This is a genomic window from Aliivibrio sp. S10_S31, assembly GCF_014694495.1.
Taxonomy (GTDB): Bacteria; Pseudomonadota; Gammaproteobacteria; order Enterobacterales; family Vibrionaceae; genus Aliivibrio; species Aliivibrio fischeri.
This window is the reverse complement of sequence record NZ_JAAUWR010000006.1, coordinates 106,076-129,373: the sequence shown is the minus strand read 5'-3', so window position 1 is coordinate 129,373 and position 23,298 is coordinate 106,076. Positions and strand designations below refer to the sequence as shown.

Genomic DNA, 23,298 nt, shown 5'->3' with positions numbered 1-23,298 from the left:
ATGCATTAAAAATGTATCTCCTTTTTTTGTATTTAATTTTTTGTGCTTAGTACTAAATCGCTTTATCTAAAACAACAACGCGTGTTTTTGCCCATGTATCTTGGAAGGCTGAGTTATCGTGAGAGATAAAAACCAATAAGTTACCTAAACCAAATGCCGATGTAGACATACGGATAATAGCTTGGGTTAGTGTGATAGGGGAGCCATCAAGTTGTTGTACTTGTAGTTTCCATGCTCGCATTCCAAGAGTTTGGCCTTTACACCAAAAGTAAGCAAAGAAGCCAACGAAAACAGAAACAAGAGTCACAGGGTAAAGGTTACGCCATAGCGGATCGTGATTGAGATAAGAGCTCACATCAGGAAATTCACCGTAACTAATAATGCCTGCGCCATAAAGCATTTCAAGCGTTGCCACGATAGCGCCACCAGTTAGCATCATCACAGCACTAATGATTAAGGTATCGTAAAACCATGCTCCCATACGGCGCATAAAGCCAGCTTGTTTTTGAGTGTTCATTTTTTCTTCCATAAATTAAAAAACTGACAGCAGTATAACGACTGTGAGGGAAAAAATGAAAATCAGATTGTAAATAAGTGCTGCTTATTTCAGCAAACAAAAAACTAAGAGTAATAAAGAGCTTGCGCCAAGATCATCTCTGAGTATAATCAATCACATCAAGCAGCAATGCTGATAAAGCCGGTATGGTGAAATTGGTATACACGACGGATTCAAAATCCGTTGCCTTCGGGCGTGGCGGTTCAAGTCCGCCTACCGGTACCATATTTAAATAACAAAGCCTCGATGAAAATCGGGGCTTTGTTGTATCTGGCACAATCAAAAGCTGACCTCAGTTTTTCTTTCCTGTTATCAGTATTTATCTCTCCCAATAAACTTCCTTTATCGCGCTTCAATTCCTGTCCATGGTCCATCTATGGTTCATCGTATGACGATTCTGTGCACAAAAGTATTCCAGTAAATCCAACAAACTCCGGTTACTGCAAAGTCGCAAGCCAGTATTGCCAAGAGCTCTGAGCTACCAGAACCATGGTACGACCATGGTGAATTTACGGTGTTATGATGATTTAGTGACTTAGGTATGAAATAACTTTAATTTTCAATAGTATAATGAATCTTTGATTGTGTTTAATTGGTTATTTAATTATGGAAAGTAAAGCAACTCGAATTTGTTGGAACTCTAATCAATGGGTTAAACCATCGGGACCTGAAGGTAAAAGCCAAGATAAAAATTCATTTGAGGTTAATCCCGGCTACGGACATGAAGAGTGGTTATTAGACTTAGATAAAACAATCTCAGGATTTAAATATTCATTCTTGCAAGGGATTAATACTCCAAATAAATCTCATCAAGGAATGAGCTATAAAATAAGCTTATATACCATTCACCATGGGAAGAAGTTATGCATTGGTCACATCAATAAAGTGGAATGTATAACTAAGGACGATGCAGAGAAAGCTATTGAAACATATCAATCACAGGGTTGGTTTGATGAAATGATAGAGCAATTAGAAATGGTTAATATCAATTCTAATTTGCTTATAGAAGATGATCCGTTGGTGAACTTTAACATAAGATTCAAACCAGAGGATGTTGTGATTTATGATGTGATTAAAGATGTTACATCGTTATATAAAAGCTCTCGATATAAATTATTTTCTGAAGTTAATGCAACCTCAGAAGAACAGTTTGCTGATGATTTAATTCAAGTGACAAACACAGATTTATCCTTTACAGAAAAACAGCAATTGATTAATGCTAGGATAGGTCAGGGTGTATTTAGAGATAAGGTTGCTAAGATTTGGGGTGGTGAACGTTGTGCCGTCACATTGATTAATATTCGAGAAATGTTAATAGCATCTCATATTAAGCCATGGCGTGATTGTGAAGATAGTATTGAGCGATTGGATGGTGCTAATGGATTATTACTTTGTGCTCATATTGATAAGTTATTCGATCAACACTTATTATCATTTGAGCAAAAAAATAAGCGCTTTATTTTGAAAGTATCGAAGAAATTAGATAAAAGAACATTAGCTTCATTGGCTATTGATGAAGGTACTGAATTAAGTACACATCATTTAGAATTGGATGTATTAAGTCGCTTTGAAAGGTATATGAACGATCATTTTTCACGCTTTGTAGAAAAAGAATCACTGTAGTTTTAAATCAATTTCAGAACCTGATAATGGTAGGAGTGCAGCGTCACTACTATCAGTGATTATCCAGATTGACATCGTGTGATGATTCTACGATGTCATTACACCTACAAGCATGAGCGTAAAGAAAAACTAAATAACAGCAATGTATCCATTGCTAAAGTCAGTCTGTGAAATTTAGCATTAATCCCCGCCATACATAACCTGAACTAACACCATTCAAACTAATCCCGTAATAAACAGCCAATTAAGTACATATTAATTAATAGAATATCTACTTAATGGAGGTTTGAATGAGTAAGCAAAATCCACAACGACTAACCACCGCATTTCTAAACAATCTCAAGCCCAATCCCACAACTGCAAAATCCACCGATTACGAAGTTAACCTGTCTGCTATGAAAGACAGTGGATTGCCTACGGGTGTTCGCTGCCTAGTGGGTAAGTCTGGTAACAAGCGTTTCTTACTTCGATATATCAGTCCTATCACGAGTAAGAAAGCGTCTATTGGTCTTGGTAAGCATCCCGAGACCGACATAATTACTTTACGAAAAATAGCTAAAGAATATCGTCAACAAATCCTTGAAGGTATTGATCCGAAGATCGAGCGTGATACTGAAAAGATTGATTCTTCTATGTCCCTTGAACGTTTTTTCAATGAGGTTTATCTGCCATTGGCTAAGCAAAAACGCTCTTGGAAAGATGAAGTCGCAAGGTTTCGTCATGCGAAGTCTATACAGCATGTATCTATCCATGAATTGACCGCAGCACACATCATTAAAGTTCAGATGGAAATGCAAGGAGCTATCAGTAAAACCACGAATAAACCTTATGCAGCGGCTACGATTAATCGAGTATTAGCATTGTTGAAAACGGTGAACCGCCAAGCATATAAGTTGATGGATGCTCCTCTGGTTGCTGATAAGGTTAGCTTGATGAAAGAAGATAATGTGCGTACGGGTTATTTGTCGGAAGTACAATTAAAGGATTTTATTCGCCATGCTCTAGAGTATCCAGATAGACACACAGGGGCATTTCTCGCTCTGCTATTTCTAACTGGACTGCGTGATAAAGAGCTGAGATTTCGCTTATGGAATGACATTAATTGGGATGAACAAATTCTTACTATTCCACATACGAAAAACGGTAGTTCACACGTTATTTATCTGAGTGATTACATGGTTGAGGTTTTGCAGTCGATACCTAAGGTGTCGAATAACCCTTATATCTTTGCTGGACAGCGGAAAGGTCAACCGATAAGTCCAGCTAGACATGCTTTGAAGGTGATTAAATTAAAAATGGGACTGCCTGATATCCCCGGAGATAAAGCCAACATAACCTTACACAGTGCTCGTCATACCGTAGGTAGTCTATTGGCCTCGAATGGTGTGCCATTACACGATATAGCCAAGCAGTTAAATCATGCTGACCTTTCATCAACAAGGCGCTACTCCAAGCTAACTGTCGGACGTAGGCGTGAAATTGGCTCACATCTGTCTGATATGGTGAGTGGTCATGTATCGCTTGGATAAATACAACGTTAGTTAAAATTCTACATTAGAAAGCCCCTGTTTAGTTCATCGCTAAACAGGGGCTTTTTCATTATTAAAGGAAAATTCACGATGAAGAAAGTAAACAAATTTGAAGAAGTATCAGCGCTGCCAATACCTAATGGGATTAAAGCGAAACTGTTAGAACACCTGATTGAGCCATTCGGTGATGAGAAATCAACGAGCGAAGTATGGGAAGAAATCAATACTTGTTTGTACCTTATTGAAGAAGGCGATACAGATAAATCATTGAGTGAAGAAAGTGAGCAAGTGCAACACTTATTACGTTTTGTAACTAACTATCCTGAGTTCGTTTTACTACTTGATGATGAATGTCCTTGGCTATTAGCGCTCGCCATTATAACCAGTGACGGTGGTGGTATTTATTTAGTTGCTCCAATGAATAGCCCTACGTTCCCTGTCGTCAAGCTCGCTGACCTAGTTGAGTCTTAAAACCAATTTAATCTAAATCATTCCATTTTAAAGGAGGTGTCACATGGCACGTAAATCAAATAATAAACAAGTAACAGTTAAATCTGATGTTGAAATCAGTAATGAAGAAGTTTCTATTCAACCTGAAATCATAGAGGGTGATGAACAAGCTGAAGTTACAGCAGATGTACCAGTAGATCATTTCACTAATATCGTTCTTGATGGTAAAGCATTAAAACTATCACCAAAAACAGTAAATCATGTGTTCTATGAGCTTTCTGAACATGATGAACTAAAAGCCTTATATCTTCGTCTTTCAGGTAATGAAGGTGGAGGACTTCATTCTAAGGAGTGGATTGCTATTGACGATGTATTTACTTTACTAAATGAGCAAGAAGACAAGCCATTTAAGAGCACTGTATTTAAATCTGTATTCAAAGGTAGTAGTGCAAATAATGCCGGGTTCTTAGCGGCTTGTTGCCGTGGGCTTGGTCTTATCATCCCAACGGAGAAATCAGTCTTCCTTCATCAACTAGCACCTGATTACGAGCAACGTAGAGAGGAGTTGTTATCTCTAGTGGACGGTGAAACTAAGTCTGAATAATTCTGAAAAAATCATCAATCCTTACCAACTAAGCCTGTTTAGGCTTTCATACCTCGCTCTAACTAAGGGCGTATTCTTAACAAATTAAACGAGACTTTATTATGAACTTAACTTTTAGTGTTGAGGGCTTACTGCTGCCTGTCAGTGTGGATTTGCAAGACAAGCTAGAACAAATCGCCAATCAACATGACCTACCAACACCATCAACCAATGTCTTAACCTTTAATTTTAGAGATACTAGTTACAGTGCTGAAGATGGTGGTTGGCATCCGGTGGAAATCCGTATCGAGCAAGAAAATGGGCAATGGAGTTTTAGCTACATTACTGACTTTAGTTATGTGGGGTATCCCTATCCTGAACTGGCTAAAGATGTTGATTTTGATTTTGCCAATGGAGAAGTTGTATTTCAAAACATGCAACCATTGCCTATTAGTGACATGAGCGTGATGGACTTCTACCAGATGTGGGAGATGAATTTCTTAGCTTATGTAGGCATGGAAGCGTTTGATGAAATAAAAGTTACGGTGGATTAATCCATCGGTAACAAACCAAGTTGAAAGTACCATGTATGCACCATAAAATCTGTCAGTCACTTCCTAGTGAAATTAAGGCTTCCCATTCTCTCATGTTCGTTATGGTGTGATGGGAAGCCTTTTTCATTTGGGTAACGTTCCGCAACGTTTTACTTAAACGTTGTAGTCGGGATTCAGAGGGGAGTAGTTCGATGGAGCTAGAAAAATGGTGTTTTAAACCAAGGAGAGAATTTTAATTTTAACCTGTTTTCATGGTGGTTACTGGATTTTTGGCATTAATCACTCCCATTGCTTCAACAAGCAATGGGAGCTGATTATCTCGATGTTAATTGAGAGTAACCTTTTATTGTATGGATAGCTGAAAGATAAACAGAGTTAAATTTACCTAAATACATTCACTTATCTCTTTTATATTAGATGTGCACAGCACTAGTTATATATATGTTAGAAATTCGGCTTAAAAAATGGATATTTCAGGGTTTTGGATGCGAGGTAAAGGCTGTGTTTTTCACTAAATCACAACTATTAATTCCGGTCATACCCTTTTTGATATTCGTTACATAGTTACAAGTTTAATCTTTACTTTGAGTATGACTGAAATTATTGAAGACATTATGTAATAGCTTAGTTTTAGAGGCCACATGGCTATTCATTAGTCCTTAAAACAAGATTAAGTAGAAACAATGTGTCTACTTGGTTGAATCCAAATAGGACTGTAACTCTTGCATCAATTGATATCGAAACCAGTCAGGCGATAGAACCTCTACATCAGGAACCCACGATTTTAAATAACGGATTAATGATGATGTGTTGTTGGTTTTATAACTAAGCAGTGCATCACCTGATTCTAGTTCTTTTAACAGCACAAATTGATGTAAAGACTCCTCATTCAAGATGGTGTCAACCGCATTACGGTGAACATTAACAATGACTTCAATAATACAAGGAAGCTCACTATCTACGGGTTGCTCAGTGAGTTGCTTTTCGATATTACGATGAGGAATGTATTTATCCTCGTGTCGAATAAACTGAGAAATATAGGCAACTCTGAGCGAATCTAATCGCTCTCTGTGGCTCCCAGCCAGATACCAGAACCCTCTGTCATTCACCAACCGATAAGGGTAGAACTCGGAGTAGGTTTTATCATTGTAGGTAAAGGAAATAACATGCTTTCTCTGTATTGCTTCAACTAATTTATCAAAGATTTGAGCATTATTACTGATGTTTTCAATGTTGGGATTTTTAAATAGAAATGGTGGTGTCACCTGACTGTTCAATATTCCATTACTAAGATAATGCTTACCTGAGAATAGGGAATCTAGTCCCATATTAAGTAATAACACAGACAACTCTCGGCCTGATTGCTTGCCTAATACGGTCGGGTTTAAAAAGTATATTGCTCCTTGTCTTTCTATCGGAAGGTAATCTAATCGCTCGTTAAAATCTCGTTGTAGTGTTCGTGTAGATACATTGAACTCGACAGCTAATTCTTCCAGATGCAGTTTTTCACCCGTATTCAATCGGGTCAATATCATGCCTAGTCTCCTAGCTAATTTGTCGTATTTCTCACTCTCTTTCATATCTACAACTTTACGGTGAGCACATGTCAGGATGTGTCGAGGGATAAAGAGAAGTGATTTTTACTTAGAAAAATCAATAGGGTTACTGGATTTGTTATCAATTTCACCCCCTTTGCTTACTCATGCCCTGTAAGGCTTTACAAGCAAATCGTAAATTTCTTATCTCTCTCGACACAACGTGTCGGGGATCAACTTCAAAATAAACGGACTCCATGAAAGGCTCATTGTCGAGTTTGGCTTTGTGGTATTCGTTTTGTAATAAAAAGGACAATCGAAATGAAAAGTACATTAATAAAATCACTGGTAGTCGGCGTTATGCTGTCTTCAATGTCACATCAAGTTTTGGCTTATGGTGGCGGCAGTGGTGGAACATTAGGTGGAAGTCCTTCTATTGCTAAAGAGCAATTAGAAGCGAAATGGAATGGAAAAGCAGGGCCACAAGCCACTCCGATTTCAGGGATTATTGCTCATTGGAAAGCGGACGCTTGTGGGACTCTAAATGGAAAGCAATTAGACCCTACCAAGTGTGATGGTGCTGATGAAAACAAAGAGACTTCATTGCGTAATACAGAAATGAACCAATAATAATGACGGTTAAATAGTAATTAGGAGCTTAAGTAAAATGTCATTTTTTAAGAGTATCGGAAATGGGCCTAAATCATGGACTTGTCATCAATGTAGTAAGAAGACAGATGTGAAAGGTGGAACATCATGTAGCCGTTGTGGTCAGTGGGTTTGTAATAGCTGCAAGCAAGTGACTCAGAACTACTGTAAGACATGTTGATAGTTACTTGAAGTTATAGGAGAGGATTATGGGCGGTTGGACGGAAGACCAAGGCGATTATGATGACGGCACCGAAGATTCTGGTTTCAGTCAGGACTTCGATATGGAACCGGGCGATGATGGTTGGTTAGGTGGTGACTTCATGGCTGACGATGATGACGATTAAGTCATCTCAATAATTTGATTATGTCTTAGGGCGATGCCAGTAATGGTGTCGCCTTTTTTCATATCTGAAATAACAGGAGAATAATATGAAGAAAAATGCGATGTCGGTTTACTACCCTGATAGCGATACACTAACTCGTTATGAAGTAGAGCTGAGTGAGTCTGGTTGTAAAAAAGGTATGGTTATTGGTGGGATGATAGGCTCTAAGGTGCCGCATCCATTAGGTACACCTGTTGGCGTTGTGGTTGGTGGGGTGATTGGCGCTGTATTCGGTAAGGCGGATTGAGTAGTTAAAAGTAGGGATGTTATATCTCTACTTTTTTTTTCATCTTTAGTATAGCGCGTGTCGATTTAACCTAATGGAGATAAGGAGAGATAGAACAATTTTAATATTAGTAATGCAATGCAGTATGTATTGCGGATATTCATATCTTGATGTTGCCGTGATAGTTGCAGTTAAGAATAGTGTCACGATGCTTTTTGTAATAACAGCGATGTACCCATAGCATAACGTGTCCTGAGATTTATCTCTGAATCTCCAAAATCTAACCTACCTAATGTTTTAAGACACTCATTACTTTTTTAAATTTTTGTGCTGACAGCTTTTTTGTTGTTTGAAAAACGAACGATTAAGTGTTTTTTAAATAATATTCCATTTTTTTTTAACTAATTATTGCGTTATTTTTTTGATGTTTTTTTAACTGATTTCATGTTGATGGTTATTTTAATGCATCGCTTAAATGTTAATAAATTTATTAATCCAGATATTTCGTGGCTTCTTCAAGGCGCAAAACTTTGTGATGTAAATGTTATTAAAAATTATCGTTAGATTGACGCTGGTTTTATTGGGTGACTAGTATTTAACACTCGACCTTTTTAGGTGTAAGTTGTTGAAATGTTAGGTATTGATTAATTTTGTTTTTTAGGTAATGATGTTCGAAATTTAAACAACTGGAGGTAATCACATGGCTCGAACAACTAAGAAAACTGAACGTGGATCCATCGGAACGCTTGATAAGCACTCGCTGGCAATCAAGATTATAGCAAGTATTATTCGCTTAGATGAGTGGTTTATCTTGTTAGATAAAAAGGGGCGAACTATCAGCTACACGAAGCTAAATCCTGATGAAGATGGTAAGACATCGTTTGATGCAGATGAATGTACTAAGGCAATTATTAATGGATCAAAAACTGATCCTTTGCTTAATTTAGGTAACGGTAATTATGTACGTTGTTCCTTGATTCAGGCCATTGAAAATCACTCGGGTTCAGACCTTAAGGGTTTGATTTTTCGTAGTGAGGGAGACGCTATTCTTGCTTTTCTTTCTATCCGTACAGCAGAGGTTCGTGATCTTGCGGTATCTAAATTCCATGCAGCTATTGAGAGCTATGAAATGGGTAAGTTTTCCCAACCAGATCTGACAGAAATACTTTAATTATTAATTTTATCACTATAGGAGTGAGTATTATGAAAGCGACATTACTAAATATCATTGAAGAAAATTGTGTTGATAATAAACAAGGGAAATCCGGTGTTTATATCGAGATATTAGAAGATAGTATTGAGCAATTTGAACGTAAACATGGTCAACTTGATCAGTCTGCATTTTTACTAAACTATGTTAAGAAGTGCTTCCATACTTCTATTGCAGAGAAAAATGGTCAAGATTGTGCTGGACGTAAGCAGTTAATGCAGTTCGTTAAGCGTTGGACTCGTGTCGTTGGGTTAAAATAAGTTAATTTATACCTGTTAACTGTAAGGAGAATATTGCTATTAAAATAGGTTTAGCAAGCCACGCCTGAGTGCATACTATTTTATTGCCAACTTTAATTACCCTTGTCTCATCTTGAGCATCAGTCCCATTAGGCACCTCATTTATTACCTGTCTTTACATACCCGATTATCGATGAAGCAGTTCGGTAATGGATTGCTTCGTCTTAAATTCACCCCATTGGGATAATTAAAGATGAATATTTTCGAGCAAGAAGCCAAAACAGATTATCAAATCATGCGTCAAACCGACCGTGAAATTGGTGATTTTCTAGAAGCCACATTTTCTAACAATCGTTCTTACATACTGGATGATCAAGTCGCCAAATTTCAGCAAGAATTGCGTACCCGTGAGGAAGCTAAAAAGATTGTTGATGAGCAGTTAAAGCGTTATTTCGAGGGGCTACGTTCAGCTCCTTGGGCTGCGATGCGTGGTAAGGGTAAGGCAGTGCATATTGCTATTGATTCCGAGTGGGTCTTTAACCCTGAGACAGGAAAAAATGACATTCTCTGTTACTCATATTACGTTCAGGTCGGTGACAAGTTCTTTAAAGGTGTGAAGCATACTGAGATGGCTAAGCTTATCAAGGCGTGTCGTGAACAAGGTCTGCCGAAAGATGAGGAAATGCTAAAGCGAAAGCTCCTCGCCAATCGCACTAAGAGCTACAAGGTGAATTTCGACAAGTTCATTCAAGAGTTGCTAATCAAGGCTAAAGCTCGTGGATTCATCGATGAATGGCCTGAGCATACCTTTATCTATGCCCACTTCTTACGTGCTGATATTGCTTCCTTTGAAGAGTTTTGGAGTATCGGAGCTAAAAGTAAAAACCATAAGAACTCTTTTACTGCGGTTCAAGGTTCAATTACTTCAGGTCGTGGTTCTTATGGAATTGATTTGGCATCTATTGGTCGCAGCAAGTACAAGACTGAAAACACCAAGTTCTATACAGGGTCGAACAATAGCTTTGAAACCAAAGTGCGCTTCATCGACACAATGCTATTAAGTAGTAAGGCGTCACTTGATGATATTGGTGAGCTAGTGGGTATTCCTAAAATGACATTGGCAGACGGAATGATCTCTCGTATGGATGATCTGTATTGTGAGGATCAAAGCTTGTTTGATCGCTATGCCGTTCGTGATGCGGAAATTGCCTTGAAGTATGGTTTGAAAATGCAGAAATTCGCACTGGTTGATATGCAGGAAGATACAGGGTTAGAGTTGAAACAGTTGCCCTCAACACTTGGTAATTTTGCTGTGTCATTGTTCAAACATACGTGCGGTGGTACGAATGAAATGCACGAGTTCTTAGGGTATGAGAAACGTCAGGGTCAGTACTACCATGCTAAGAGTAATGGGGTTCGTAAATCTATCAATATAGCTAAGACGGTGAGCCGAGAGTATACCGACGCACTAGCCGTGAACTGTTTTTATGGTGGTGCGAACTTCGGAGCGTATTTTGGTATTACTGAACTAGGTGACTATAACGATTACGACTTATCTGGTGCTTACACTACAGCGTTGGTCGATATTCTCGAAGCTGATTACCTGAACTCGTTTGAGTCGAAGAACATTGAAGATTATCGAGGTCATACCATGGGCTTTGCTTATGTTCGTTTCAAGCATCCAGAGGGCACAAAGTGGGGGCTATTGCCATGCCGTACTGATTTGCGTGGTATCTATTACCCGTTAGAGGGAATGACTTACGTGACAGCACCAGAGTTGCAATTGGCTTATGATGCAGGTGTAGAAATTGAGATCCTTCACGGTCAGGTTATCCCTTGGAAAGAGGGTTCAGTTTCTCAGTTCAAGGCATTTACGAAGATCATCCGTAAGCAACGTTCTAAGTATAAAAAAGAGGGTAATGAGCTGTACGACCAGCTCTGGAAATTGATAGGCAACACCCTTTACGGCAAAGTTGGGCAGGGACTTCGGGAAAAATCTGGCTTCGACATATCGTCAGGATTGAGCAGTAAGATCCCATACTCACCAGTGACCAATGCACATTATGCTGCTCATGCAACGGGTTTTGTTCGTGCCACTATGATGGAAGTTATTCGTAAGCTCACGAAGGATAATAGTATTCAAATCGTCAGTGCAACTACGGATGGATTTCTTACTAATGCCACCCAAGAGCAATTGGAGAGTTGCCTAGATGGACCATTAGCACAACGCTTCCAGCAAATCTGTACTGAAGTCAGCGGTGAAGACATGATGCAACTCAAGCACCATGCGAAGCAGATTATCTCTATGAAAACTCGTGGGCAATTAACGTCTGAATTAGGTAGCACCAAGCCAGTATGCGCTAAGGCAGGGGTTAAACCACCGAAAGGCGTTAATGAAAATACATGGATGGTAACTAAGTTTTTAGACCGCTATGCAGGAGAGAAGATAGAACGCAGTCATTTAGCCTCAGCTCGTGATATGTGGTTAAAGGAAATGGATTTAGTATCAATTCATACGATGCAGACACTTAATTTGGAATGGGACTTTAAGCGTTGTCCTGTAGACCCACGTATGGTGAAAGTTCGTCACCCTGTTAGCGGTGAAATGGTAGAGCACCTATCGTTTGATACCGTTCCATGGAATACCGTTGATGAGGGCTTAGATGCTCGTACTTACTTCGACGAATGGCGCGTAAATAATTGTTTAAAGACGATGGAAGATTGGGATAACTGGATGGATTTTTACAAGGTTCGTCGTTATCTCAAGGGTACAGGCATTAAATACCTAGAAGATGGCTCAGAGGGTATTTTCAAGGTACAGATGTTACGTGCTATCACTCAAGGTGGTTGGGGCTTACCAAGCACACCACAACGAGCTCCTCGTGGTCACTATGACAAGATGGTGGTGATATTTGAGGATGAGGGGATTGAAGGTATCACTAAGCAAGATTTAGCGAATAATAAGGGGCGTAAGTTACTTGAATCTGCGCTACCAATTACTAGCCGTATGTTGCCATTATTATCTTGGTTTGTTCGTAAGTATCCGATGGTGGATTTAAGTTTGATATTTCACCCTGATGAGCTGAATGAAGCAGTAAATATGCTAGAAGATTACAACCTAAAACATACTGAAAAACTCGTTGCTTAGTATGTGATAACTCATTTGAAGCCAGATCTCGCAAGGGTCTGGCTTTCTATTTCAGAAGACGTAGTGGCAATGTAGAGGCATCGATTGCTGTCATTCTCTGCTGAAGTAGCGAGAGTATTGTCCCCGTGATGGTTCTACTAATGGTGTCGAATAATCACAGCAATGTATCCATTGCTAAAACTAGTTCTGAAATACTTTTTATTACTTCGATAAATCATTGCCTTACAGGTGATCTGTAAACGGTTGTATCAACTCAAACGTGCAGAGATTAATTAATTTGTAAGAATTTTGTGATGGAAATATGTCTTATTTAGATATTGTATCTGTGAATGTTTGATTTATTTAGATAGCAATACTTATTTTTAACTTGACTGGTTTTTTGGTAAGTTTTTGAATTTATGTAGTTTTTTGTTAGGTTTAGTATGTTGGGTTTGATTGTGATTTTTAGTATTTTGTGTAAAATGCCATGGTTGTCATTAATGACTGAATTGTTTGGGTGAATTGATGAGTAAAAAAGAAAGTCAGGGAGTGCAGGTATCGTTAACTATTCCTCAAGATTTGCTGCAAAGGTTGGAGGCAAGTATGAAGGGAAAAAATCATTCAGAACTTATTTTAGATGCTTTGAAAGAAACGACTGATAGAAATGATATAAAGAAGTTAAATGGTGTTGTATACACTCCTAGTGAGCTGGCGGAGTATGTAGCTAGTAAAGCTATTGAATATCTTAATTTAGATAAACGATCCAATGAAGCAATAAGTATACTAGATCCTGCTTGTGGTGATGGCGAATTACTCTTTTCAATTTGGAATAACTTAACGAGTAAATACAAAAGTAATACCAAAATGTTTGGTGTAGATATTGATGCAGAAGCTGTAGGTGTTGCTTCAAAAAGATTACCCACTGCATTCAAAGGCGTTGTAGATAATGGTTTATGTCCTAACTCTATGCCGTGTGATGCTGGTTGGGATTTCTTAATAAATAAATTTAAGATAAATTCATCTGGCTTTGATCTTATTATTGCTAACCCTCCATGGGGAGCTGATGTTAATGGTTATAAAAAATTAATTGAAAAAAGTAATTTTTCTTTATTTACAGGTCAATTTGATACATCCGATTTATTTATTGAAATGGCTGTGGAACAATTAAATCATAATGGTGTTATTGCTTTCATTGTTCCTGACTCTATTTTTTATCAAGAACGGGATAAGTTACGAGAGCTATTAATTAAGAATACTAAAATATGTTTTATAGGTAGATTTGGTGAAGGCATTTTTTCTTCAGTGAATAGAGCATGTTCTGTCATTATATGTAAGAAAAGTCATGTTGACAGGTCTCATTATGTGGATTGCATTAGGGCTTCTGGAGAATACAGAAAAAAAATAATAAAAGGAACAATGAGCTTCCTGGAAGCTGAACAAGAACTTCTACATAAAATAAAGCAATCCAGATTCACTAATAATAAAGATTATTTATTTAATATTGATATAGATGATTCATTGAGTACGATTTATACCAAAATTTTAAACCAACAACATACATGTAGGGATTATTTGTCAAGTTGTCGAGGGGTTGAATTATCTAAAAAGGGGAATGTTATTCGTTGTTCTTCATGTGAAGATTGGACTCCATTACCTAAAAAGGAAGTATATGAGTGTAAGTCTTGTGGTGCTCAAAATATTATTTTAGAGGAAAATAAAGACGTTATAGTTCATCAACATGATGTTGGTAGTAGTCGATCTCTTATCGTAGGTGAAAGTATATCTAGATATTCTTTAAGAAATGATTTATGGATTGAGTTAGACCGTAAGGGCATAAACTATAAGAAACTTGAAGTCTATACAGGAGATAAAATTGTTGTACGTAAAACAGGGGTAGGTATTTCTGCTTCAATTGATTACGACGCTTGTTTGACTAATCAAGTAGTGTATATGTTTAAATTAAATAACGATTTGTGTCGTTTTATAACGCTAGAATTGTTAATTATGATATTGAACTCTAGAATGGCTTTCTTTTTTGTTGCTATGTCTAATGGTGAGATTGAATGGAAAAGTCACCCCTACATTACCCAAAAACAAGTACTGGAGATACCAATACCAGATTTAAGTCGGTTATCAAAAAACATTCAAGGTAGAGTTAGTGAAATGTCTTTAAATTTATCTAAGATATTGAAAGGTAAGGGGGCTATAACTAAAGACTTTGATGCATCTATTGAAATGTTGGTGGCTGATATTTATGGTTTATCAATTGAGGACTATAATTCGATCTTCAAGGCGATTGATAAATCACAAGAACTTATTTCAGTTAAAGCTTTGAAGATGATTGGCGTAAAAGATATTTTTAAAGGTCGTATTTAATGGGTTTTCGTTACATTGGTTCAAAGACTAAAATATTAGATGTTGTTTTAAATAAGATTGGTGAACTTTGTGAACCGGGTTCAACGGTTGTAGATTTAATGTGTGGTACTGCTGCCGTATCCGGTGAGCTTAGAAAATTAGGTTATAAAGTTATCGCTAATGATTTAATGACATACTCATATCATCATGCTGTTGTTAATTTGAGGTTTTCTTCGGAACCTATGTTTCTGGGAGCGGATGAGTATATTACAAGTAAGTTATTGAATGTAGATCGAACGGGCAATTCTAGATATGAGTTAATGATTAAGTCTCTTTCTTTAGCTGAACCTGAAAAGGGATATTTTTGGAAGGAGCTATCATGTGATGGTTCTCCTAAGAATACAGAAAAAGCGCGTAATTATTATAGCCCTGAGAATGCGATGAAAATTGATGGGATTAGAAGGGATCTGTCACTTTTAAAAACACAGGGAATGCTAACAAATGATGAGTATAGTCTATTAAATCATGATGTTATAATGTGTACTAATGATATAGCAAATATTGCAGGGACCTACGGGCATTACATGTCAAAGTTGTCTGGTCGCTCTAAAAGTGAGTTAAAACTATATAAATCAGAACTTTTACTAATGGATAACGTTGAAGATCATACCGTTATGCAAGGTTATGCTGAGGAAAATGCTAAATTAATAGAAGCGGACCTTTGTTATATTGACCCTCCATATATGAAAAGGCAATATGCTGCCAATTATCATGTATTAGAGACCATAGCTCGGGGGGATGAGCCCGAAGCTATTGGGGTTAGCGGCCTAAGGCCTTGGAGGGATCAATATTCTAATTTTTGTACGAAAACGAAAATTAGAGAGTCGTTTAGACAAATTTTCAATGAGATGAAATGTGATCGTTTTTTAATTAGTTATAGTGAGGATGGGCTGCTGAGCCTAGAGGACTTTCAGGCATTGCTGCAACCTTTTGGTAAAGTTTCTATTGATGAATTTCATCATAAAAGATTTAAGAGTAATAGTAGTAATCTAAAAAATATGCTTACAGAGTACTTAATTTTACTCGACATGAGTTAGTAAATGTGAGGTCACTAGCAAGAAGATGTATTTCTCTTGCTAGTACCTTACTATTTTCTTTATTCAAAAAGAGCTGCGTGTGCAGGTAACCATTCTATTGTATAAGGTTTTTCATTTATGGTTATATCTAAATATCCATAACCAGCGCTATTAGTATAGATATTGTTTAAATCTAACCCTGATACTCTTGCGTGGTGTAGCATACTATGTATTTGAGGGCATATTACGATTAAGTTTTCAGCTCTGTCGGAACCACCATCACCTAAAGGTATTAAATGATGAGCTTCTGTATAGTTAGTACCATTTTTTTTCTGGAAAAGAAAGTCTTCCCCCGTAACCTGACATTTGTGTTGGTAGAGATTCTTTAATTTAGATACTAATCTTTTATTTCTTTTTCTGACTTGAATTACTCTAGTTGTTATTGATGGGTCAACAATAGCTGATGTATCTTCCAGAAACTGTTCGTCAATGTGCTGTTCATCCCCTGTGTTTGATTCTGGGCCTGAAACTAAAAGCGGTCGGTTTAAATGACCTGATTTTAGTGGTAATTTTAAATCCATAGCGTCAAGGTAAAGACTATTCTGAGGGATAGAGATAAAACCACTACGTCCATCTTGATCTAAGTTTGTTTCAAACATTTCATCAAGTTCAGCTAAACATTCACCGGAGAAAGGTAAGGGGGTTGTACCATCATTCAAGTACCATCCAGCCCATACTTTACCTGAAGTAGTAAGCGCCAAGTAGACCATTAGTCCTTCAGGAGCCAGATTACGTAAGGTATTATCTAGAGGGTAAGGGAATCCAAAATCTGGGTGCCATGCTCGTACTCTATTAGAACCAGAAGAACCTAATTTTTGACTGGAAATAGATACAGACGCTGGTCGTCGCTGATATACTTTTAATGTTTGAGAAGGGAGTGAGTCTTCACGATCTAACCCTATACTATAAATAGGAAAAGACCAGCTCGGGCCTTGAGCTACGCGATTTTTTTCTACATTTATGACACTTTCAAAAAATAGTTCCCAATTTTCTATATTTACATTTCTAATCGGGAAATCAATGTAGGTTTGACCACCACCTCGATCTTCCATACCTCTTGGTTTATTGATGTTAAAAAAATCTGCATCTGTTAAATTGCGATATATTATTTTACTAATATTCTCCATTAGAACCCCTTGTAATATTAATGATATATAATATAAATATGGGCATTTTGATTGAATACAAGAAGTTAGTAATGCAAATATATTAATATGAGACATTTATCACTTTTATAGTTTGATTTTAACCGTCTAATTTATTGCTGATACTGGAGGTTATTTTCATATTAAATTTACGGACTCATAATATTTGATTGGAAGGTATCTCAATGAGTTGAAAATCCGTTGCCTTTATAGCGTAACGCTATGATTCATACGGATTGATTAAATCACTTTTCAGAGTGGTTTAGTCCTAAGTTCTAGTGGTGAACTATGGTCAAACGGGATAGGGCTATGAGAGGCTGCTTGCGCTATTGAGCAGTGCATTTCATGCAGGGTAGTTACCATGAGTTTCGGTATGGATATAACTTCTAGTGATTGTTCATACACGGAATTAGCGAAGCGTTAAGGATTCAAAATCCGTTGCCTTCGGGCGTGGCGGTTCAAGTCCGCCTACCGGTACCATATTTAAATGACAAAGCCTCGATAAAAATCGGGGCTTTGTTATATCTGGAGAATAGAAATTTAATTATCCTATTCATAATAAAAAGCCCCAACCGAAGTTAGGGCTCTAGTCTAGTATCACTAGTTAAAAGCGTTATTGGTTTTCGTCAAGCTTTGCTTTTGCTTCTTCAACTTTAGAAAAATCCAAACCTAGCTCTTCAACAGCTTCTTTAATTAATGCAGGATTACTCATTACTAACATCATCAATGGCTGTAGTTTCTCTTGTGGAATACCAAGAGACTGAATGGTTGCCATTGCTGCGAATGGGTTCTGTGTTAGTGTTTGGAACACTTCTGCGATTTGCTCATCGCTTACATTATGTTCTTTTAGTGTTTGAATAATTGGATTCATTTAAATATGCCTTAATAATTATTGGAATTGGTATTAAAGATAATGACTTCCTAAAATCATTAACCAAGTAAAGCCTGCAAAGCACAGAGCGACGAATACAGCCGCAGAACCAATATCTTTGGCTCTTCCACTTAATTCGTGGTGTTCTGGCCCTATACGGTCAACTACCGCTTCAATAGCTGAGTTTAAAAGCTCAATCATAAAGATCAGAACAAACACACCAACTAATAAGATTTTTTCAACGACAGTGACATCCAGCAGTAAAGCGATAGGCGTGGCAATAACTAACATAGCAAATTCTTGGCGAACGGCTGCTTCATGTTTGAATGCGGCTTTTAATCCTTGGATTGAGAATCCAGTAGCTTTAATAATGCGTTTGATCCCAGTGTTCCCTGGTTTACCTGATGGTACGTCTGTCATGATGTAGCCTTAACGATATACATAATACAAAGGAGTGGGGTATGGTAGTGCTGAGATTAAGAAATGACAAGCATAAAAAAAGCCTCATCAGATGATGAGGCTTTTTAATATGGCTCCCTTTGCTGGACTTGAACCAGCGACATACGGATTAACAGTCCGCCGTTCTACCAACTGAACTAAAAGGGAATTGTATGGTGCCTCGAGGCGGAATCGAACCACCGACACGAGGATTTTCAATCCTCTGCTCTACCGACTGAGCTATCGAGGCAAAAGAATGGTGCCGACTACCGGAGTCGAACTGGTGACCTACTGATTACAAGTCAGTTGCTCTACCTACTGAGCTAAGTCGGCACACTATATTCTTATGCTGTTACTGATGTTTCTTCAGTAACTAAAACCTTGTTATAAACAAAGCTTTAAAATGTGGCTCCCTTTGCTGGACTTGAACCAGCGACATACGGATTAACAGTCCGCCGTTCTACCGACTGAACTAAAAGGGAACAGGTTTTATTTTCTTCTTTTAAGGGAAGAAATGGTGCCGACTACCGGAGTCGAACTGGTGACCTACTGATTACAAGTCAGTTGCTCTACCTACTGAGCTAAGTCGGCACGTATTTTTTATTAATCTTTAGGTGAAAGATTAAATTGTTTGGCTCCCTTTGCTGGACTTGAACCAGCGACATACGGATTAACAGTCCGCCGTTCTACCAACTGAACTAAAAGGGAATTGTATGGTGCCTCGAGGCGGAATCGAACCACCGACACGAGGATTTTCAATCCTCTGCTCTACCGACTGAGCTATCGAGGCAAAAGAATGGTGCCGACTACCGGAGTCGAACTGGTGACCTACTGATTACAAGTCAGTTGCTCTACCTACTGAGCTAAGTCGGCACACTAAATTCTTTTGACTATTCGTGATTTAGAGTTTAATTATAAACTTAAAACAACACCAACAATCTTATTGTATGGTGCCCGGAGGCGGAATCGAACCACCGACACGAGGATTTTCAATCCTCTGCTCTACCGACTGAGCTATCCGGGCAACGAGCGCTATTAAACGGATTTTTACCCTCAGCGTCAACTTTTTTTTTCAAAATAGTCCGTTTTTTTGATTGTTTGATTGAATATTCAGCGAATGGCCTGTTTTATGGTTAAAACTTTCCCGAATTAAACTCTTTTTTAAAGGCGGTAACTTTTTCTAAGTAGCGTCTGGCCTCTGCATTTTTGTGCTTTTTGGTTAATGCCCAGTACACTTGATTGGGTTGTAGACTGTTTATGTCATTGATTGCACGACTTCTGCTGCTACTAAATGTATTAAATACGCCACCAGCACCACCATTGTAGGCGGAGATCATGCTGTATTGTTTTGATGTTGGGTGACGAATGTCTTTTAAATAACGAGTTTTTAAAATATGAAAGTAAGCCGTTCCCGTATCAATATTATTGTAAGGATTAAATAAATACTCAGGAGTTGGATCTCCTGATTTGTTTTTAACTAACTTAAATACATCACGACCAGCAGTTTTTGGTACAACCTGCATTAAACCATAAGCATTAGCCCAACTTACCGCATACGGATTAAAACTACTTTCAGTTCGAATGATTGAATAAATGAGATCTTCAGGAATATCATATTTTAATGATGCTTTACGTACGATATCAGCATACTTGTATTCTCGGAGTTGAGTATGGTTTTTTACCATTGGAATATCGACGTAGTATGCTTTTTTATAATCGACATTTTTTTGTTTTAAATGATGTGCAATTAAATAATCTGCGTAACGACTGGCACGCCATGACCATTCAATTGGTTTTTTATCTTGATCTAAGACTTGTTGATATAAGAAGGGTTTGCCACCTAAGGTAACATCAGCATCAGAATAAAGGTCAACACTGGCAGGATCTTCCGGTGTCAAAAGAGTGGTGATGATAGCTTGACGTAAATGCGCTTTAGGGTCGGTGCCGGCAACCGTTTCGACGGTAACTCGACCATTAGTGAAATCCACTTGAGAGCGGCTTAAATACCCATCAGTGTATTTTACATAGGAGCGTTTACCAGCAGTAACAAGGTTTTTCTTACCCCAACGTTTTTCGATATTGCCATTGAAACTACTTATTAAACTATCTAATGCTTTAATATCTTTGGTGAATTGTCCAGGGAGTGGAGCTAGATTTTTAGCAAAGCGGTTGGTTGTATCGTAATTTACACCAAAAGTAGATTCTATTGATTCTCGACTACAACTGGTAAGCAGAAGACAGGTCGAGGCGATCAGTATAATTTTTTTCATAAAGGCAATATAGATTGAGAACTCGATAATAAGGTTAACGGCAGGTTTAACTTTGACTTAATAGCATAAAATTAAAGCAGCCAAATGACTGCTTTAATGTAAAAGTGATTATTCACTTGGAGGAGTGTAACCATCGATAACAACATCTTTGCCATCAAATAGGAAACCTTCCATTTCTGTTTCTAGAAGTTTACGGTGCTCAGGATCCATCATGTTCAATTTCTTTTCATTGATCAGCATGGTTTGCTTGTGTTGCCATTGTCCCCAAGCTTCTTTGGAGATGTTGTCAAAAATACGCTTACCTAGTTCGCCAGGGTAAAGTTGAAAGTCTAGGCCATCGGCTTCTTTATTTAAACGAACGCAAAACACTGTGCGGCTCATGGTTATTCTCCATTAGAAATTTCGTACGGTAGGGCATCCAATAATTTTTGAACTGGTGCAGCTAACCCGACCGTCATCGGTTGAGATAAGTTATACCAAACTCCACGCGTTCCTTCCATTATCATGTTCGGTTTCTTCGCAAGAGTGATAAGTACAGGGGTAATATCAAGATGGTAGTGGCTAAAAGTATGGCGAAAAGCGATTAACTGTTGTTTTGATGCTATTTTAAAACCATAGCTTTCTGATAACTCATCAAGTGTATTTGTTGGTTGCTCGGGAAAACAAAATAATCCTCCCCAAATGCCACTTTGTGGTCTCTGCTCTAACCAAACTTCGCCATCATGATAGTAGATAGCAAACCACGCTTCTTTAACGGGTTTCTCTTTCTTTGGCTTTTTAGTCGGAAAATCTAATTGTCTATCTTGGGCTTTTGCTTGGCAAAGATCGTTTACTGGGCACAACTCACATTTAGGTTTGGAGCGTGTACATACCATTGCTCCCATATCCATCATTGCTTGGTTATAGCGCTCAACACCTTGCTTTGGAGTGTGTGTTTCAGCCACCGCCCACATTTCATTCTCAACGCTTTTTTTTCCTGGCCAGCCTTCAATTGCGAAACAGCGAGATAATGTTCTTTTAACGTTACCATCAAGAATTGGATGATGCTGTTGCAAAGAAAGCGATAAAACAGCGCCGGCTGTTGAGCGACCAATACCAGGAAGTGCAATCACATCATCAATATCTGTAGGGAAAATACCATTATATTGTTCAGCAATGATTTGTGCCGTTTTATGTAAATTACGAGCACGAGCGTAATAGCCTAGCCCAGTCCATAAGTGAAGAACTTCATCTTGCTCGGCATGTGCTAAATCAACGATTGTTGGAAAACGAGCCATGAAGCGTTCGAAATAAGGGATAACGGTAGTCACTTGGGTTTGTTGTAGCATGATCTCCGATAACCATACTTTATAAGGCGTTTTTTCTAACTGCCAAGGCAGCGTTTTTCGACCGTAATTATCGTACCATTCTAAAATAGCTTGAGAGAAAGACGTCATGACATGCTCATTCATTTTTATAATTCTAGAGATTGCACCACACTGTGATGAGTTTGTACACCCGATAGAAAGTAAGGATATATATTTGCTTTGAAGGTAAACCAATCGTAATTGTGTGTTAGATAAATTAAGTCTAAAGCGATTTATAATGGGAAAACGAAAGATAATACTTGAACACTGGGCTAAACTTTGGATAATGCCGGATCCACAATCCTTGTTCAGAGAATAACCAGGCAATCCAATCATGACTGAAGTGACTAAAAATGATTTTACCGAAGAAGGTAAAATTGTTCGTAAAATCCGTAGCTTTGTTCGCCGTGAAGGGCGTTTAACTAAAGGCCAAGAAGGTGCTATCCAAGAATGTTGGCCTAGCATGGGTATTGATTTTGTAGAGCAAATGCTTGATTGGAATGAAGTGTTTGGTAACAACAATCCAGTTGTTCTTGAAATCGGTTTTGGTATGGGAGCATCTCTTGTTGAGATGGCTAAAAACGCTCCAGAGAAAAACTTTTTAGGTATCGAAGTTCACCGTCCAGGTGTTGGCGCATGTCTTGCGGCAGCAAAAGAAGCGGGCGTAACTAACCTACGTGTTATGTGTCATGATGCAGTTGAAGTATTTGAATCAATGATCCCTGATTCATCTGTAAATACTCTACAACTTTTCTTCCCTGACCCATGGCATAAAGCGCGTCACCATAAGCGCCGTATCGTTAAAGCTGAGTTTGCTGAGATGATCCGTCCTAAGTTAATCCAAGGTGGTATCTTCCACATGGCAACTGACTGGGAAAATTACTCAGAGCATATGATTGAAGTTATGAATGCTGCACCGGGTTATGAAAACATTGCCACTGATGGTGATTTCATTCCTCGCCCAGATGAGCGCCCATTAACTAAGTTTGAAGCTCGTGGCCACCGTTTAGGTCATGGTGTTTGGGATATTAAATTCCGTCGTAACGCATAGTTAGTATTGTTATAATACAA

22 protein-coding genes and 10 tRNA genes are annotated in these 23,298 nt (G+C 38.1%); 15 read left to right on the top strand and 17 right to left on the bottom strand.

The genetic code is table 11. The features are described 5' to 3' along the window. Positions 1 to 52 precede the first annotated feature (52 nt). Positions 53 to 517: an RDD family protein gene (locus HC728_RS07270; RefSeq protein WP_012533244.1), complete on the bottom strand. Its 465-nt coding sequence runs from the start codon at positions 515 to 517 to the stop codon at positions 53 to 55. A 179-nt stretch (positions 518 to 696) separates the two neighbouring features. Between HC728_RS07270 and HC728_RS07265 the strand changes: the two genes are divergently transcribed. The 6 genes from HC728_RS07265 (at position 697) to HC728_RS07240 (ending at position 5,295) form a co-directional block, all read left to right on the top strand. After that, positions 697 to 781: transfer RNA gene (locus HC728_RS07265), tRNA-Leu, on the top strand. A gap of 381 nt (positions 782 to 1,162) precedes the next feature. Beyond that, on the top strand, positions 1,163 to 2,179 hold the full coding sequence (locus HC728_RS07260) for an HNH endonuclease (RefSeq protein ID WP_190395250.1): 1,017 nt from the start codon (positions 1,163 to 1,165) through the stop codon (positions 2,177 to 2,179). 395 nt (positions 2,180 to 2,574) lie between these two features. Next, positions 2,575 to 3,708 carry a tyrosine-type recombinase/integrase gene (locus HC728_RS07255; RefSeq protein ID WP_370539782.1) on the top strand — a complete coding sequence of 378 codons (1,134 nt, stop codon included), beginning with the start codon at positions 2,575 to 2,577 and terminating at the stop codon, positions 3,706 to 3,708. A gap of 90 nt (positions 3,709 to 3,798) precedes the next feature. Then, positions 3,799 to 4,179, top strand: coding sequence for a hypothetical protein (locus HC728_RS07250; RefSeq protein WP_190395248.1), 381 nt, complete (start codon positions 3,799 to 3,801; stop codon positions 4,177 to 4,179). Positions 4,180 to 4,222: 43 nt separating this feature from the next. Next, positions 4,223 to 4,762: a hypothetical protein gene (locus HC728_RS07245; protein WP_190395247.1), complete on the top strand. Its 540-nt coding sequence runs from the start codon at positions 4,223 to 4,225 to the stop codon at positions 4,760 to 4,762. A gap of 101 nt (positions 4,763 to 4,863) precedes the next feature. Beyond that, positions 4,864 to 5,295 (top strand): DUF2787 domain-containing protein, encoded by a 432-nt coding sequence (locus tag HC728_RS07240; protein WP_190395246.1) that lies wholly within the window; start codon positions 4,864 to 4,866, stop codon positions 5,293 to 5,295. A gap of 689 nt (positions 5,296 to 5,984) precedes the next feature. Here the strand turns inward: HC728_RS07240 and HC728_RS07235 are convergent. Next, the gene (locus HC728_RS07235) at positions 5,985 to 6,830 is read right to left on the bottom strand and encodes a YafY family protein (RefSeq protein WP_238933791.1); all 846 of its coding nucleotides are present in this window, start codon (positions 6,828 to 6,830) and stop codon (positions 5,985 to 5,987) included. 360 nt (positions 6,831 to 7,190) lie between these two features. On the opposite strand from HC728_RS07235, the gene HC728_RS07230 reads away from it, so the two are divergent. The 8 genes from HC728_RS07230 to HC728_RS07195 all read left to right on the top strand — a co-directional run bounded on the left by HC728_RS07230 (position 7,191) and on the right by HC728_RS07195 (position 16,118). Beyond that, on the top strand, positions 7,191 to 7,460 hold the full coding sequence (locus HC728_RS07230) for a hypothetical protein (protein WP_130044438.1): 270 nt from the start codon (positions 7,191 to 7,193) through the stop codon (positions 7,458 to 7,460). Positions 7,461 to 7,687: 227 nt separating this feature from the next. Next, positions 7,688 to 7,825, top strand: a complete 138-nt coding sequence (locus HC728_RS07225) for a hypothetical protein (protein WP_023585706.1) — start codon at positions 7,688 to 7,690, stop codon at positions 7,823 to 7,825. Between the two features lie 85 nt (positions 7,826 to 7,910). Continuing rightward, positions 7,911 to 8,111: a hypothetical protein gene (locus tag HC728_RS07220; RefSeq protein WP_190395244.1), complete on the top strand. Its 201-nt coding sequence runs from the start codon at positions 7,911 to 7,913 to the stop codon at positions 8,109 to 8,111. Between the two features lie 679 nt (positions 8,112 to 8,790). After that, positions 8,791 to 9,261, top strand: a complete 471-nt coding sequence (locus HC728_RS07215) for a hypothetical protein (protein WP_190395243.1) — start codon at positions 8,791 to 8,793, stop codon at positions 9,259 to 9,261. 32 nt (positions 9,262 to 9,293) lie between these two features. Next, positions 9,294 to 9,560, top strand: a complete 267-nt coding sequence (locus tag HC728_RS07210; protein WP_190395242.1) for a hypothetical protein — start codon at positions 9,294 to 9,296, stop codon at positions 9,558 to 9,560. A gap of 232 nt (positions 9,561 to 9,792) precedes the next feature. After that, entirely contained in the window at positions 9,793 to 12,687 is a 2,895-nt protein-coding gene (locus tag HC728_RS07205; RefSeq protein ID WP_190395241.1) for a DNA polymerase, read from the top strand. A 504-nt stretch (positions 12,688 to 13,191) separates the two neighbouring features. Continuing rightward, positions 13,192 to 15,042 carry an N-6 DNA methylase gene (locus HC728_RS07200; protein ID WP_190395240.1) on the top strand — a complete coding sequence of 617 codons (1,851 nt, stop codon included), beginning with the start codon at positions 13,192 to 13,194 and terminating at the stop codon, positions 15,040 to 15,042. Continuing rightward, complete coding sequence (locus HC728_RS07195) at positions 15,042 to 16,118, top strand: DNA adenine methylase (protein ID WP_190395239.1); 1,077 nt, start codon at positions 15,042 to 15,044, stop codon at positions 16,116 to 16,118. The genes HC728_RS07200 and HC728_RS07195 overlap by 1 nt, the downstream gene beginning before the upstream one ends. A 59-nt stretch (positions 16,119 to 16,177) precedes the next feature. On the opposite strand, the gene HC728_RS07190 is transcribed toward HC728_RS07195, so the two are convergent. The 15 genes from HC728_RS07190 to mutY form a co-directional block, all read right to left on the bottom strand. Further along, positions 16,178 to 17,380, bottom strand: a complete 1,203-nt coding sequence (locus HC728_RS07190; RefSeq protein ID WP_202986228.1) for an HNH endonuclease — start codon at positions 17,378 to 17,380, stop codon at positions 16,178 to 16,180. A 535-nt stretch (positions 17,381 to 17,915) separates the two neighbouring features. Continuing rightward, a complete protein-coding gene (locus tag HC728_RS07185; RefSeq protein WP_005417548.1) occupies positions 17,916 to 18,173 on the bottom strand; it encodes a DUF2999 domain-containing protein in 258 nt (85 codons plus the stop codon). Positions 18,174 to 18,206: 33 nt separating this feature from the next. Beyond that, positions 18,207 to 18,593, bottom strand: a complete 387-nt coding sequence (locus HC728_RS07180) for a diacylglycerol kinase (RefSeq protein WP_011261207.1) — start codon at positions 18,591 to 18,593, stop codon at positions 18,207 to 18,209. Positions 18,594 to 18,703: 110 nt separating this feature from the next. Beyond that, positions 18,704 to 18,779, bottom strand: a tRNA-Asn gene (locus HC728_RS07175). Positions 18,780 to 18,785: 6 nt separating this feature from the next. After that, positions 18,786 to 18,861 (bottom strand) — tRNA-Phe (locus HC728_RS07170). Positions 18,862 to 18,868: 7 nt separating this feature from the next. Next, a tRNA-Thr gene (locus HC728_RS07165) sits at positions 18,869 to 18,944 on the bottom strand. 73 nt (positions 18,945 to 19,017) lie between these two features. Then, positions 19,018 to 19,093 (bottom strand) — tRNA-Asn (locus HC728_RS07160). 33 nt (positions 19,094 to 19,126) lie between these two features. Further along, positions 19,127 to 19,202: transfer RNA gene (locus HC728_RS07155), tRNA-Thr, on the bottom strand. 41 nt (positions 19,203 to 19,243) lie between these two features. Beyond that, positions 19,244 to 19,319: transfer RNA gene (locus HC728_RS07150), tRNA-Asn, on the bottom strand. A 6-nt stretch (positions 19,320 to 19,325) separates the two neighbouring features. Next, a tRNA-Phe gene (locus tag HC728_RS07145) sits at positions 19,326 to 19,401 on the bottom strand. Positions 19,402 to 19,408: 7 nt separating this feature from the next. Then, positions 19,409 to 19,484: transfer RNA gene (locus HC728_RS07140), tRNA-Thr, on the bottom strand. A gap of 75 nt (positions 19,485 to 19,559) precedes the next feature. Further along, positions 19,560 to 19,635 (bottom strand) — tRNA-Phe (locus HC728_RS07135). Positions 19,636 to 19,744: 109 nt separating this feature from the next. Further along, complete coding sequence (gene mltC / locus HC728_RS07130; RefSeq protein ID WP_005417550.1) at positions 19,745 to 20,881, bottom strand: membrane-bound lytic murein transglycosylase MltC; 1,137 nt, start codon at positions 20,879 to 20,881, stop codon at positions 19,745 to 19,747. A 108-nt stretch (positions 20,882 to 20,989) separates the two neighbouring features. Beyond that, entirely contained in the window at positions 20,990 to 21,262 is a 273-nt protein-coding gene (locus tag HC728_RS07125) for an oxidative damage protection protein (RefSeq protein ID WP_005417551.1), read from the bottom strand. A 2-nt stretch (positions 21,263 to 21,264) separates the two neighbouring features. Next, entirely contained in the window at positions 21,265 to 22,317 is a 1,053-nt protein-coding gene (mutY, locus tag HC728_RS07120; protein WP_190395238.1) for an A/G-specific adenine glycosylase, read from the bottom strand. Positions 22,318 to 22,561: 244 nt separating this feature from the next. Here mutY and trmB point away from each other — a divergent pair, with 244 nt between their 5' ends. Then, a complete protein-coding gene (trmB, locus tag HC728_RS07115) occupies positions 22,562 to 23,278 on the top strand; it encodes a tRNA (guanosine(46)-N7)-methyltransferase TrmB (protein ID WP_005417556.1) in 717 nt (238 codons plus the stop codon). Positions 23,279 to 23,298: the final 20 nt, after the last annotated feature.

Excerpts from the sequence above, each read along its gene's own strand:
- HC728_RS07270 (WP_012533244.1), bottom strand. The coding sequence starts at position 517 with ATGAACACTCAAAAACAAGCTGGCTTTATGCGCCGTATGGGAGCATGG.
- HC728_RS07260 (WP_190395250.1), top strand. The coding sequence starts at position 1,163 with ATGGAAAGTAAAGCAACTCGAATTTGTTGGAACTCTAATCAATGGGTT.
- HC728_RS07255 (WP_370539782.1), top strand. The coding sequence starts at position 2,575 with ATGAAAGACAGTGGATTGCCTACGGGTGTTCGCTGCCTAGTGGGTAAG.
- HC728_RS07250 (WP_190395248.1), top strand. The coding sequence starts at position 3,799 with ATGAAGAAAGTAAACAAATTTGAAGAAGTATCAGCGCTGCCAATACCT.
- HC728_RS07245 (WP_190395247.1), top strand. The coding sequence starts at position 4,223 with ATGGCACGTAAATCAAATAATAAACAAGTAACAGTTAAATCTGATGTT.
- HC728_RS07240 (WP_190395246.1), top strand. The coding sequence starts at position 4,864 with ATGAACTTAACTTTTAGTGTTGAGGGCTTACTGCTGCCTGTCAGTGTG.
- HC728_RS07235 (WP_238933791.1), bottom strand. The coding sequence starts at position 6,830 with ATGATATTGACCCGATTGAATACGGGTGAAAAACTGCATCTGGAAGAA.
- HC728_RS07230 (WP_130044438.1), top strand. The coding sequence starts at position 7,191 with ATGCTGTCTTCAATGTCACATCAAGTTTTGGCTTATGGTGGCGGCAGT.
- HC728_RS07225 (WP_023585706.1), top strand. The coding sequence starts at position 7,688 with ATGGGCGGTTGGACGGAAGACCAAGGCGATTATGATGACGGCACCGAA.
- HC728_RS07220 (WP_190395244.1), top strand. The coding sequence starts at position 7,911 with ATGAAGAAAAATGCGATGTCGGTTTACTACCCTGATAGCGATACACTA.
- HC728_RS07215 (WP_190395243.1), top strand. The coding sequence starts at position 8,791 with ATGGCTCGAACAACTAAGAAAACTGAACGTGGATCCATCGGAACGCTT.
- HC728_RS07210 (WP_190395242.1), top strand. The coding sequence starts at position 9,294 with ATGAAAGCGACATTACTAAATATCATTGAAGAAAATTGTGTTGATAAT.
- HC728_RS07205 (WP_190395241.1), top strand. The coding sequence starts at position 9,793 with ATGAATATTTTCGAGCAAGAAGCCAAAACAGATTATCAAATCATGCGT.
- HC728_RS07200 (WP_190395240.1), top strand. The coding sequence starts at position 13,192 with ATGAGTAAAAAAGAAAGTCAGGGAGTGCAGGTATCGTTAACTATTCCT.
- HC728_RS07195 (WP_190395239.1), top strand. The coding sequence starts at position 15,042 with ATGGGTTTTCGTTACATTGGTTCAAAGACTAAAATATTAGATGTTGTT.
- HC728_RS07190 (WP_202986228.1), bottom strand. The coding sequence starts at position 17,380 with ATGTCTCATATTAATATATTTGCATTACTAACTTCTTGTATTCAATCA.
- HC728_RS07185 (WP_005417548.1), bottom strand. The coding sequence starts at position 18,173 with ATGAATCCAATTATTCAAACACTAAAAGAACATAATGTAAGCGATGAG.
- HC728_RS07180 (WP_011261207.1), bottom strand. The coding sequence starts at position 18,593 with ATGACAGACGTACCATCAGGTAAACCAGGGAACACTGGGATCAAACGC.
- mltC (WP_005417550.1), bottom strand. The coding sequence starts at position 20,881 with ATGAAAAAAATTATACTGATCGCCTCGACCTGTCTTCTGCTTACCAGT.
- HC728_RS07125 (WP_005417551.1), bottom strand. The coding sequence starts at position 21,262 with ATGAGCCGCACAGTGTTTTGCGTTCGTTTAAATAAAGAAGCCGATGGC.
- mutY (WP_190395238.1), bottom strand. The coding sequence starts at position 22,317 with ATGACGTCTTTCTCTCAAGCTATTTTAGAATGGTACGATAATTACGGT.
- trmB (WP_005417556.1), top strand. The coding sequence starts at position 22,562 with ATGACTGAAGTGACTAAAAATGATTTTACCGAAGAAGGTAAAATTGTT.